Here is an 11,800-nt window from a genome sequence, read left to right as displayed (position 1 = left end):
CGCTGACATGGACAAGCACGTTGCAGTTCTTCGTGTCGTAATCAGACGTCAAGGCTACCCCTGCCCAGCAAAAGGCAAGGCCGAACAAAGCTAGAAACGCGAGGAGATTTCTCACGGCGTAACCCCAGAAACCTGGAGAACAACCAGTAGGTTTTTCCAAGACTTTTTACCAATGCTAGATTCAGAAATCTTATTTCCAGCAAGGTCTTTCAAACCCTTAATTTCTATAGGCAGAGACAAGTTTTCCTCGTCTTCGTAGGCATCACCAGCTTTAACCTTTAAGGTCAATGTCAAAACTGTCGAACTTTTCCACGTCCAATCCAAACTCAGTTTTCTCGGCGAATCTTTCGGGAGGGTTACCTCCAACGAATCTTCTGTGTTCATAGGTTCATTGAAACCAACTTCCAATGTAATAGACCCCTCCGCAACCGTGGTAAAGTACGTGGTGGCATTGTAAACAACGTTTGCTGTATCAAGAGTTGTTACAGCCGGAGCCTTGGAAAATTCAGGATTCTTGTTATCCTCAAGAACAACAGGTTCACCAAAAGCAGATCTATTCTTTTCATTGCGAGCAGCAACTATCACACTTACAGAATTCCCGTTATTAAACAAGCCTGTTGTAGACAACGTGAATGTTGTATCCAATTTACCGTTCTTTACCGTTGTAACTTCACCAACCATGCTATAATTCTTTTCGTTTCGAGAAGACACCATCGCATAAACTTCATAAGCTTCTGCACCAGACATGCTTTCCCAGCTGATAGGAACAGAAGCTGTATTGTAGTCGATCTTACCCACCGGTAAAATAGAGACAGTATCTTCACTCAAATCAAAGAATTCCTTTATGGAAAATTCTAATGTTGTGTCAATTGCTTCGGCGCTCAATGCTGAATAGAGCGTCATAGAAACTTTATAGACAGCATTAAACTCCCATTCACCAAAAGCGGGAACAATCTGCAGCGTTTTATTGGAGTCAGTCCAATCACTGTCAAAAGCCACAGAAATGCGTTCGTCACCTTTTACTTTTTCAACACGAACACTCTTATTTTGCAATTGTGAAATATTAACCGGTTCAGAGAAACTAAATTTCAAGGAATCATCTTTCTGAATATAGGATCGATTGTCCTGCACGAAATCAAAGCCGAATGCCGTCTGAATTTTTTCAAACACAATTTTGGGCAGAACTGTTGCAGTCTTTGACAAACCTAGGGTTCCTTCTTGTTCCATTCCACTAAACATGAAACCTTTAAATTTAGAATCATGAACATTCAACACATATTCTGCTTTTTCCGGCAAAGAATCAAAGGAATAGAAGCCATCTTCATCGACTTCCACAGGGCCATATGTTTTCTGTAAAAAAGAACAATCATCAGCATCTTTAACAACAAGAGAAACCTTGGCGCCCTCAGCCGGCAAAATGTCCAACTGAGTGGGATTTTCTGGATTCTGATAATAAATACTGCCCTTCAATTTTGATGACAACTTACGCATTTTCACTTCAAGCGTGGTGTTGTCAACAAAACTCATATTGGGGCTAGTCACATTGTCAGAGAACTTAATGGACGCATTGCAAACAACAGAAGCATAGTCTTCTGCAGAGACATAAACAGCATAATTTTCACCAACAGGGAGATCCTGGAAACGTACACCTTTATCACCGTAAGCGACAAGAGAGGAATCATCAATAGCAGGAGCACTATATTCGGCGTCAGATATTAGTTCTCCAGAGACCGCATCCTTAGCATAAACGTACAAATCACCACTCGTATCGGATTCAATCGTAGACACATTGGTGGTGGTGTTATTTACCGTATCACTGCAGGACACAATAAAAAGAAAAAATACAAAAAGTACCTTAATCATAGATTCTCCTAACAAGCGCAAAACTTCTGAGACAAATATAAGTTCACCGTTCTCGGTTTGGATCCGAAAATAGCGTTGTCAACAAAAAATTACACTTCCTAAGGATAATTTAAGATAAAGGATTATTTTCTAACGGGTTTTACGACGAGCCTTCTGTTGTTGCAAAAGTTTAGCTTTTCGCTTGGCACGGCGGCGTTCCTTGCGAAGGCGGTTGCGGGCGGCATTCATTTCTTCCACCTGATGCAATACATCCATAATCCGTTCGGTAGCAAAAGCGTTGTTCAGCTTTTTGCGGGTCACGTAATCCAATAGCCACACGCAGGCCAAAAGGCAATCCACAAAAATGGCCAAGGCCACAGGCCACAACATTACAGAGAATTTGGACGCAATAAAACCGAAGGCAGGAGGCATCAGCACAGCACCCACGTAGGAACCAGCCATCTGAATACCGATGGCGCGGCCAGAAAGTTCCTCACCGAAGCGGGCAGGCGTCGCATGGATCAAGGAAGGATAAACAGGTGCGCAGCCCAGGCCCAGCAGGCAAATGCAAACGGGAGTGAACCACAAGGGCAACGGCAACACCAGAGCAAAGCAGCCTGCAATCACGATGGCAATGCCAGCATGGACCAAGCGCATGTCCGTAAACTTGATGGCAAAGAAACCGCTGAGTACGCGGCCGATCATCACAGAGGCGAACATCAGGGAAACCGCCAACGCCCCGATCTCAGGAGAAAAACCGCGGGCAACCAAGTAGGTGCCGCACCAAAGGCTGGTGGAAATTTCCAACGCAGAATAAAAGAAGAAAGTCAAGAAGGAAAGTTTCATTCCCGGAACGCGGAGAGCCGCACGCAAGGAAATATCCTTGTCCGAGGAAGCGCCGGTTTTATCACCTCGCCTACCTGCGTTCGTTCCACCGCGTCCGTTTTCGTTTACACCGCGCCCGTTTTCGTCGCGGGATTTCGGAGTTTCATAACGTTTCCACAGAGGCAGCGCCGCAAGCATCATCAACACGATGGCTCCCAGCAGCACCGCATTCAGTTCGTAGGCACCGCGCCAGCCTGCCCCCACAAATACTGATGCAGACAAAATCGCAGGACCAAGACATGCCCCGATTCCCCAGCTAGCGTGCAACCAGTTGGTGTGTTTCGATTCCAGATGGATGGCCGCAAAATTATTCAAGGCCACGTCGATGGCTCCAGCCCCAAGGCCCATGGGAATTGCCCAGAGGCACATCATCCAGAATTCCGTCGCAAAGCCGTAACCTGCCGTCGCTGCGGCCGTACAGCAAATGCTAAAGGCCACCAGTTTGCCCGTGCCCAGTTTGCGGATCAACGTTGGCGTAATCAGGCTGGAAATGATAGTTCCAATGCTAACGATTATGGAGAGGAGCCCCGCCGCCGAAAGAGGCGCATTCAAGTCTTCCTGCATCAAAGGCCAAGCCGCCCCCAGAATGGTATCCGGGAGACCCAGGCCGATAAAGGCGACGTATATGACAACAAGCAGGAAGGTCATACATCGAAAATACACAAAAAATTTTGTTTGAGATTAGCGAATCGCGAAAACAGCGCGATGATTTAAAGTCGCGGAGATTTTTACAGCGCGGAAACTTAAGCCTTGACGGTCTTGCAGCAGAGTTCAGCGGCAGCGGCGTCGGGCAGACATTCCAGGTAATAGGTAGGAACGGTCTGAGCCATCTTGTTTTCCGTATCGTGAAGGCCGTCGGCAATGGAAGCGTCCCAGCGCTTGCCGGAAATGCTGGGGACGATGGCAGCATAAGCCTGCAAGCCACCCAGGCGGGCAATCTTGTTGTGGGGAGCCTGACTCAGCAAAACCACACCGCCCAGCGGCATTGCCAAATCCTTGTAGCAGGGAGTCTTTCCGCTCCAGGGAGAGCCGTAAACCCAGGCGCCATCGGGCTGCATACGGACCACAGGATTGTCGTCGTTTACCAGTTCCGTTTCGGCGATGTTGTTGAGCCATAGGCGTGCGTGGGTACTCTTGCCGGTACCGCTCTTGCCCAGGAACATGTAGCCTTTGCCATCCTTGCTCACCACCGCGGCATGGAACAGCACCGTATTCAAACGGGCCGTAGCCAAGGCGTAAAGCACCATCAGGGCGTTATCCAGGCCAGCCTTGCGGAAGGTTGCGCACAAGTGAAGTTCCGCCTGGCGGTATTCATTGGAGCAGATCAGCAGGCCCGCAGGCTTGTCGCCGAACTTGAAATCGAAAACAGCCTTGCCGTCGAAAGTGTGCCCGCAAACGATGGTCTGACCTTCGTCTTCCTGACTGGTCTCCACCACGTAATCAAAAAGGCCGCCTGCAGAGCCCAGTGCATCTGCGACGACCTTCAAATCGAATGTATGGTCAAGGCCAGCGCCAGCCTCCACCTGAAACGGCATGTAGTTCCCCATCAGCGGAAGCATTTCCGCAGCCAGAGCCTCGTTCTCGAATGCGATCGAGAAAACGTGACCCGCAACTTTGTACAGAGAACTACTCATCCAGTTTTATTATGCCTTACGATCCATTTCCGGATTGTAGTTGCAGCCGAATTCGTCATCGTATTCGGTAACGCCTTCGGGACCGTCAGAAGCGCCAAGCAAGGGAGCTTCCATCTTCAAATCAACAATGTCCATCTTCGGAGCTTCGTATTCTTTCTTAATCATTTTCATAGTCCCCTTACTTAATAATAACCTTTTGACCCTTGTTGTAGTAGGTGCCCTTGACGGTGGGCTTGTGGTTCATCTTGCGACCCTTCATGTCGAACCAAACATTGTCATCCATCTTGATTTCGCCAGTGACGGTATTTATACGGCCGATGCCCATAGTATTGCCGTCGCTATCCAGAAGCATCAGACGGAGAGACTCAGGCAAATCTTCTTCAATGGAAGCATTTGCCATAGTTTTCAGAGCGGGTCCAACATACTTCAAATACGCACGCATTGGAGGAACACTCGCACCAGTTTTTGCTTTTACAAATTTACCAGCTGTAACACCACTTGAATTTCCCTCTACAGCAAATCCATAGGCACTACCCGCAAACGGGGCTTTTCCGTATTCCAGTTTTTCATAAGTACCGCGCAGGGACCATGATCCTATTGTCGTAGTCTTATTTCCCGTTGTTGTATTCAATGTTGCACAGGAATTAGCAATACCTACACAAAACGGAAGATACTCACCATCAATAAGCTGTGAAGCCTCATACGGATTGATTATATAAGGGGTATTCGCAATTAAAATTCCATCAGCTTTTTCACCCACCTGCCAAGCAAGAACAGTCCATCCCCCCGCCCAGTCCACATACTGAACATCAGCAATTCTAAAGAATTCAGCTCCATAAAAAACACCATGAATTTCACCACCAAAGGGGAACATTACTGTAGAAAGGACATTTTGTTTAAACTTTCTATTATACACAACGGAGTCAACTTCAACATCTTCAGGAATGCTGAGCGTCTGCAAGCGAGCTTCAGACTGGCCATCGATACAAGCGGTTTTCTTGCCGTTCACAGTCTTGAATTCAATGATTTCATCACCTTCCAAGAAGCAAGCTTCTTCACGGAAGGGAATCTTTACAGATATCAATTCGGGAGTATTTTCCGGAGAATTATCGTCAAGTTCAGAACTAGCAATAGCCTTAGACAAAGCCCTAGAACCAACGTAACGAAGGTAAGCTTTCATCGGCGGAACACTTGCGCCAGCACCAGCCCTTACGAAATCGCCAATATTAACGTTTACTGTAGAGTCTTTGCCATTGACATTGAACGTATAGTCCTTTGCCTTACCGGCCATACCATAGATATTTCGATTACCGTCGGGCCAAGATTCTCCGCTATAAGTGCCAACAAAATCCCAGTTTTCCTTACTTAAGGTCAGAGCAGAGGCTTTGGTATTGATATTTATGGCATTAGGACAGGTAATTGTAAATTCTGCGGGATTTGATTCAAAGACAACAATATACGGAGTATGAGCATCCAATTCACTCAAAGGATTATTGCCAGTGCGTACAATCCATTTACCACTTGTATTCTTGTCAACGAAGGGTTCCTTATCACTTGCGTTTTTTCCAATGGCGTAAAATTTAGCGCCAGTCAAAGAACATTTAGAGTCACCAATCGAAGCGGAAAAAGGAAGAACGACTGTCTGATGTTTTTTACCAATACCAGATCTCTTGTAAACAACCTTGTTTACAGATGCTTCAAACTCTTTAAGTTTTGTATAAAGAGTTGGATCTCCTGCAGCATCAGAAGATTCTTTATCACCGTAAATCACAGCGGTGCAGACACCATCAATATTCTGGATGGAAATGGCGCCATGTTCGCCAGTTGCGCAATCGGCAAAGGCGCTTGTTGCACATGCCATGGCGGCAGCGAAGGTAAGAGCAAAAATCTTTTTCATGTTTTGTCTATTCCTAATAAAAATTTCGATGCAAAAGATAGTTTTTTGTAAGTTTTCGTCAAAGTGATTTCCGTCACTTTTTATAGAAAAAACACCGCCCGAAAGCGGTGTTTTCTACATTTCAAAGCTTCCTTTGCAATTCTGTCGGAGATGGACTTGTAGCCCTTATTGCGCAAGATTTTTTCGCAAGTCTTGGAACTACAAAGCCTTGATTTCCTCTACAGTGAGCTTTGTCGTTTTTGCTACAAACTCAATTGAAGCTCCTTCCGCAAGCATGTTGCGGGCAATCTGCTTGGAATTTTCCTTTGCAGCATTATACTTCACCAAAGTCATATCTGTCATACCCATAGCCTCCTTCAGAAGAAACCTTGAACTAAAGTTACATAATTTCACCTCCTGCTGCAAGAGCCTGAAAACAGGATCGTTTGCGAAGGGCGTGAAATCGGCGTTTTCGTTCAAGGCGTCGATGGCGCGCAACCACTGAGCAATACGACTGTAGTCGCCAGCGAACTCTGCGGCACGGATACGGAACTTCTTGACTTCCACCAGGGTGATAGTCAGCTTGTCGAAAAATACATCGTGATCCTGGTTCATCAACTTAATGGTGTGCCTGTAATTTTTGGAATGAACCCACGGGAACGTGTCGAACAGCTGAAAACTGATGATGTGCAAGTTGTCCAGTTTCGGAACTTCGCCAGGCTTCACCATGTTGCTTTCGTGACGGGACACGTAAAGCACCAAGCGGTCCTTGTAAAGGTCCCCACCCTCATGCTGGAACTCGATAGAGATTCTGTCCTTGACGCCATTCTCACCGTTAGTCGTCAGGACAATATCCGGCTCCACTGACCTGTATCCCAAATCGCCAGGGATAAAGGGATTGCGAAGGCTGGGATCCATGATACGGTCAGACCCGATGAGATTCAGGGACGCATTCAGCAGGTCCGTCGTCAGAGGAAGATTCGCCTGGGTTGCGAAAATCTTCCTAAGACAAGCGTCGTTATAGATGTAGACGGTTTCGTTTTCATACTGCTTGACAAAGGCGTCAATGTCCTCGCCATTGTCGTTCTTTGCTTTCAGTTCTCCAAGGAACCAGGCAAATCGTTCTCTATTCATTTTACCTCCTATCGGTTACAGAGAAAGGCGGGCTTTTTAAGCCCGCCTTCTATTAACACGCTTTTTTGAGGTAAAATGCGCCCTGATTTTATGTAAAATTTTTATGACTAGCGATTAAGCCTTGCGATCCATTTCGGGATTGTAGAGGCAGCCGAATTCGTCATCGTATTCGGTAACGCCTTCGGGACCGTCAGAAGCGCCAAGCAGGGGGGCTTCCATCTTCAAATCAACAATATCCATCTTCGGAGCGACATATTCTTTCTTAAACATTTTCATACTCCTTACTTGATGATGACCTTTTGGCCGTTGTTGTAGTAGGTACCCTTGACGGAGGGCTTCTTGTTCAGCTTGCGGCCCTTCATGTCGAACCACAGATTTTCATCCACAGAGATTTCACCAGTGCGGGTGTTCAACTGACCAATTGCCATGATCTTATCACCATCTTCGAAAACAAGTTCAATGGAGGTGGGAAGTTCTTCTTCGGGAAGAGCAGACACAGCACCAAAGGCAGCCTTTTGAAGGCTTATGGAAGGAACATACTTCAAATAAGCACGCATTGCAGGAACACTTGCACCTGCACTAGCCTTTACAAACTGGCCGGCAGAAACAGATCCCTTGGAATTAGCAGCAAAACCATAAACCTTACCCAATTCAGAATTGTCCTCTCCCCACTGAACCATATCATAGGTACCGACAAAATTCCAAGAACCAGAATAGGATTCACCAACTGAAGAATGATAATCTAAATTAACGGTATAATTCTTAGCAGACCCCGGTTCAAACTTATAGTTACAAGAAGATTTGAACGTCAAAGAACTGCCTGTTGCCTTTACAATGTAGGGGGTATGCGCTTCAATAGTACTCTCCCCCATTTTTACATGAGCACGCCAGATATTGTCGCCATTCTTGTTGTAAGAAATCGTTTCAAGCTTAGAAAACGTTGCGCCACTAACACAGTTTGATGCGAAACTAAAAGGAAAAACTACCGTAGAAGCAACAGTATTGTCGCTCGAATTGCGAACAAAAGTTCTCTTGAAGTCAATATTTGAAACGGTAACGTTCTCAGTGATATTCAAGTTCTTGTAACAATCAGCATTATCTTCAGGGCAAGAAGACTTTTCACCATAAATGGTGGCAAAAGAACCTCCATCGGAATCAGGGCCGTGAGTCGTTTCACCTTCTGCAATAACCCAATCCTTATTACACTTTTTAGTCACATAACCATTCGAATAATCATCGCAATGCTTTGATGAATGAAGAGTATCGATCTTATTCGTAACACGATTAGCAACGATAGCACCAAAGTCATAGCTAATAGTATCTGCTCTAGTAACAACTTCAGTACAGGTAGAGTCAGAACCATTTGATCCAGAAACAACAGTACAGGCAGCACCGGCGGTGCCGACCATCAGCCCGATGAGGGCCAAACCAAACAATTTTTTCATTTTTTATCCTTAAAGAAAAACTTTGCACACAAAGTTAAAAAGTTTTGTACAAAGTTTAAAGGGATTGCGTAACTTTTTTATAAGTTCTTTAAGTTATTCGTTTTTTTTGAATAAATCACACATTTTGTAACGATTTTTAACGTTACTTCTTCTCGCGGATGCGCTTGTAGAGGCTTTCGGCCTTTTCGGTCTCCCCCGCGTTGGAGAAGACGTGGCCTACGTTTTCGGCACCGATGCGGCCTTGGGAATTGCCGGCCAGCCAGGCCTTCATGTAGCATTCAAAGGCTTCGTCGTAACGCTTCTGGGTAAAGTAGATCTGCCCCAGGTCAAGGTTCAGGTCGGCCTTGCCCTTGCTGTGGCGGAGGCCTTCTTCCAGGGTGAAGATCGCCATCCAGGGGGATTCGGCCTTCACGTACATCTGGGCCAGGTAGCGGCGGGCGGAAACGTTCTCGGGATCCATGAGGAGTCCGTTCTCCATTTCGTTCAGGGACTTCTTGGTGGAGTCCATACTGCGGTAGTAATAGGCCATGGTAAAGTGGACGTCGGCGCCGGCGGTGGCGGTCATCTGCAGGGCATTCTGCAGGGTCTTGATGGCGTATTCGTAGTCGCCCAGCTTTTCGTAGACTTCGGCAAGGCCGTACCAGGCGTCCATGCGGTCGGGGTTCAGCTGGAGGGCCCGTTCAAAGTTCTTCTGGGCAAGGGTCCAGTCGCGACCCTTCATGTAGCACTCAGCCAGGGCGAAATGAACGTGGTCCGATTCTACTCCCAGCTCCACGGCGCGCTTGTAGGCGGCAATGGCCTCCCCCGCATCCCCTGCGAGATAATAGATGTCACCCATGAGCATCCAGGCCTTTTCGAAATTGGGCAACAGTTCCACGGTGCGCTTGTAAGCCACAAGAGCCACTTCCTTACGGCCCAGCTGCACGAGAGCATTGCCCAAGTTGAACCAGGCGAAAGGTTCGTAACGACCTTCGTCGATGGCGGCACGATACAGAGGGACAGATTCCTTATAACGCCCCTGGTCGTAAAGCTCGTTAGCCTTGAAGAAATAATCCTCCGCCGCAGAAGCGAAAGAGACCAACGCCATCATGTACACAAGGAACATAACGACTGGATTCTTCGCCTTCGGCTCAGAATGACGCAGGATTGGTTCTGAATGACAAATGCGACTACTTGACAAAGCGGAACTCCTTTGTAGCCTTTTGTGCTACGGGGTATCCGCCTAGCTGAGCGGGGCTAAACTTCCATTGACGAACAGCATTCAAAGCTTCGGTTTCAAAGCCGTAGCCCGGCGGGTCCAAAGTCAGGACCTGGGTCTGGGCCACATCGCCATAAACGTCGATCACCAGCAAAACCTTAACGTAGCCGGAAATTCCCAGACGCTTTGCACGTTCCGGGAACTTGGGCTGGATTTCACGCAAGACCTGAGCCTGTTCATCCACTTCACCGGCTTCGTAAACCACGTTCTCCATGCCACCAGTTCCCACGGCAACACCATCGCCAGCGGCACCGCGGGCAAGGGACAAGTCCATGGAGAAATTCTGGCTGCGACTGGTACCCATGTTGGAAGAAATCTTGAAGGGGTTGGGGTTCACCACGGTGCGCAAAACCTTCTGCTTCACCTCGGGCTTCTTTTCGCTAACGAGAACTTCAACTTCGGTGACGGCTTCCAGTTCCTTTTCGGTCTTGACGCCCTTATCGAAGAGCAAAGCATTCAACACAGGAACCGCAAGGAAGAACACCGCGCTAACCACGAAGGAAAGCACAAATGCTACCGGAAACCGGAAGTACTTTGCGATAAAATCTGTGAAAGAGAAGTGCTTCATGTTTTTGGAGATCCCGGGTCAAGCCCGGGATGACAATATAGGGTTATTCTTCCTTGTTGGCGGAGATGGAAACTTTGCGGACCTTAGCGAGGTTACATTCGTCCAAGATGTCTACCACAACTCCGTTGGGAGCGTCGCGGTCGCTTACGATAATCACGGGGCGGTCCGGAGCTTCGGCCATCATCTGGCGCAGCACCGTATTGAGGGTGGTGAGGTTCACCTGAGTTTCATTGATATGAATGGTGCCCTGGCGAGTCACGCCGATCAAAATGCTTTCCTTGGCCAGGTCCTTGGCGGAGCTTGCCTTAGGCTTGGTTACGTCCACACCGGTTTCACGGGTGAAGGTGGAAGTAACAATAAAGAAGATGAGCAAGATGAACACCATGTCCAGCATCGGAGAAACATCGATGCCACCAGCATCACGAGTGCGTTTACGGATAAAACTCATTTATTTACCTCCGTGCTAGATCCTTCGCTACGCTCAGGATGACACGACAGCGCATAAGATTCAAATTTCAGGGCTTCGCTCCAGGCGAGGTCTTCCACCTTTTCCACACAGCTGGCCAGATAGTTGTATGCAAGCATCAAGGGGAACGCCACCAAAAGGCCGGCCTGGGTAGTGAGCAAGGCTTCAGAAATACCGTCGGCCAAAAGCACCGGGTTACCGAAACCGAAAAGCTGGATCGTTTCGAAAGTATGGACCATGCCGGAAACCGTACCAAGCAAGCCAAGCATGGGAGCAATGGCGGCACAGGTGGAAATGGTCTTCAGGGACTTTGCAAGATTCAAGGAAATGCGATGGCGTGTTGCTTCCATGGCGTTGCGCACAGCGATGGGACCTTCGTCGCGATGATCGCGGATGTCCTTCACCAAGGCGTAGAAGTAACCGTACGGGCGACGGCTCAACTTGTCGAAGGCCACGTCCTCCCCTTTCTTTTTCAGGGTGTGCCAGAATGCGGCGGAGGATTTGCCACGAAGCATAAAGTAGTAGCCGTAGCGTTCCAGCATCAAAAACCATCCAAACCACCCCAATGCAAAGATCGGGGCGAGCACCCAGCCACCTCTAAAGAGGATGCCGAAGGCCGCTTCTAGAACGGAATTTTGATCAACGCCAAGGACCATTTTGTCGCATTACCTTTTGCGAGTTACCATCGCGAT

Annotated in this window: 12 protein-coding genes; all 12 read right to left on the bottom strand. The window is 47.7% G+C overall.

All coding sequences use genetic code 11. The features are described 5' to 3' along the window. Positions 1-111: 111 nt before the first annotated feature. A complete protein-coding gene (locus MJZ25_09910; protein ID MCQ2124485.1) occupies positions 112-1,863 on the bottom strand; it encodes a hypothetical protein in 1,752 nt (583 codons plus the stop codon). Between the two features lie 129 nt (positions 1,864-1,992). Continuing rightward, on the bottom strand, positions 1,993-3,375 hold the full coding sequence (locus MJZ25_09905; GenBank protein ID MCQ2124484.1) for an MFS transporter: 1,383 nt from the start codon (positions 3,373-3,375) through the stop codon (positions 1,993-1,995). Between the two features lie 95 nt (positions 3,376-3,470). Beyond that, on the bottom strand, positions 3,471-4,361 hold the full coding sequence (locus tag MJZ25_09900; GenBank protein MCQ2124483.1) for a hypothetical protein: 891 nt from the start codon (positions 4,359-4,361) through the stop codon (positions 3,471-3,473). A 9-nt stretch (positions 4,362-4,370) separates the two neighbouring features. Next, entirely contained in the window at positions 4,371-4,526 is a 156-nt protein-coding gene (locus MJZ25_09895) for a hypothetical protein (GenBank protein MCQ2124482.1), read from the bottom strand. Between the two features lie 13 nt (positions 4,527-4,539). Further along, positions 4,540-6,258, bottom strand: coding sequence for a hypothetical protein (locus MJZ25_09890; GenBank protein ID MCQ2124481.1), 1,719 nt, complete (start codon positions 6,256-6,258; stop codon positions 4,540-4,542). A gap of 198 nt (positions 6,259-6,456) precedes the next feature. Then, entirely contained in the window at positions 6,457-7,371 is a 915-nt protein-coding gene (locus tag MJZ25_09885; protein ID MCQ2124480.1) for an Rpn family recombination-promoting nuclease/putative transposase, read from the bottom strand. Between the two features lie 114 nt (positions 7,372-7,485). Then, positions 7,486-7,641, bottom strand: coding sequence for a hypothetical protein (locus MJZ25_09880; GenBank protein MCQ2124479.1), 156 nt, complete (start codon positions 7,639-7,641; stop codon positions 7,486-7,488). Between the two features lie 11 nt (positions 7,642-7,652). Next, complete coding sequence (locus tag MJZ25_09875) at positions 7,653-8,816, bottom strand: hypothetical protein (GenBank protein MCQ2124478.1); 1,164 nt, start codon at positions 8,814-8,816, stop codon at positions 7,653-7,655. Positions 8,817-8,958: 142 nt separating this feature from the next. Further along, positions 8,959-9,996 carry a tetratricopeptide repeat protein gene (locus MJZ25_09870; protein MCQ2124477.1) on the bottom strand — a complete coding sequence of 346 codons (1,038 nt, stop codon included), beginning with the start codon at positions 9,994-9,996 and terminating at the stop codon, positions 8,959-8,961. Beyond that, positions 9,986-10,642 (bottom strand): TonB family protein, encoded by a 657-nt coding sequence (locus tag MJZ25_09865; GenBank protein ID MCQ2124476.1) that lies wholly within the window; start codon positions 10,640-10,642, stop codon positions 9,986-9,988. Before MJZ25_09865 ends, MJZ25_09870 begins: the two co-directional genes overlap by 11 nt. Before the next feature lie 43 nt (positions 10,643-10,685). Then, positions 10,686-11,090, bottom strand: coding sequence for a biopolymer transporter ExbD (locus MJZ25_09860; GenBank protein MCQ2124475.1), 405 nt, complete (start codon positions 11,088-11,090; stop codon positions 10,686-10,688). Further along, positions 11,087-11,764: a MotA/TolQ/ExbB proton channel family protein gene (locus MJZ25_09855; protein ID MCQ2124474.1), complete on the bottom strand. Its 678-nt coding sequence runs from the start codon at positions 11,762-11,764 to the stop codon at positions 11,087-11,089. Before MJZ25_09855 ends, MJZ25_09860 begins: the two co-directional genes overlap by 4 nt. Between the last annotated feature and the right edge of the window lie 36 nt (positions 11,765-11,800).

This window comes from Fibrobacter sp. (assembly GCA_024399065.1).
Taxonomy (GTDB): Bacteria; Fibrobacterota; Fibrobacteria; order Fibrobacterales; family Fibrobacteraceae; genus Fibrobacter.
This window is presented reverse-complemented; position numbering and strand designations above follow the sequence as displayed.

Coding starts and splice junctions, on each gene's coding strand:
- MJZ25_09910 (MCQ2124485.1), bottom strand. CDS start 1,863: ATGATTAAGGTACTTTTTGTATTTTTTCTTTTTATTGTGTCCTGCAGT.
- MJZ25_09900 (MCQ2124483.1), bottom strand. CDS start 4,361: ATGAGTAGTTCTCTGTACAAAGTTGCGGGTCACGTTTTCTCGATCGCA.
- MJZ25_09895 (MCQ2124482.1), bottom strand. CDS start 4,526: ATGATTAAGAAAGAATACGAAGCTCCGAAGATGGACATTGTTGATTTG.
- MJZ25_09860 (MCQ2124475.1), bottom strand. CDS start 11,090: ATGAGTTTTATCCGTAAACGCACTCGTGATGCTGGTGGCATCGATGTT.
- MJZ25_09885 (MCQ2124480.1), bottom strand. CDS start 7,371: ATGAATAGAGAACGATTTGCCTGGTTCCTTGGAGAACTGAAAGCAAAG.
- MJZ25_09865 (MCQ2124476.1), bottom strand. CDS start 10,642: ATGAAGCACTTCTCTTTCACAGATTTTATCGCAAAGTACTTCCGGTTT.
- MJZ25_09875 (MCQ2124478.1), bottom strand. CDS start 8,816: ATGAAAAAATTGTTTGGTTTGGCCCTCATCGGGCTGATGGTCGGCACC.
- MJZ25_09890 (MCQ2124481.1), bottom strand. CDS start 6,258: ATGAAAAAGATTTTTGCTCTTACCTTCGCTGCCGCCATGGCATGTGCA.
- MJZ25_09905 (MCQ2124484.1), bottom strand. CDS start 3,375: ATGACCTTCCTGCTTGTTGTCATATACGTCGCCTTTATCGGCCTGGGT.
- MJZ25_09855 (MCQ2124474.1), bottom strand. CDS start 11,764: ATGGTCCTTGGCGTTGATCAAAATTCCGTTCTAGAAGCGGCCTTCGGC.
- MJZ25_09880 (MCQ2124479.1), bottom strand. CDS start 7,641: ATGTTTAAGAAAGAATATGTCGCTCCGAAGATGGATATTGTTGATTTG.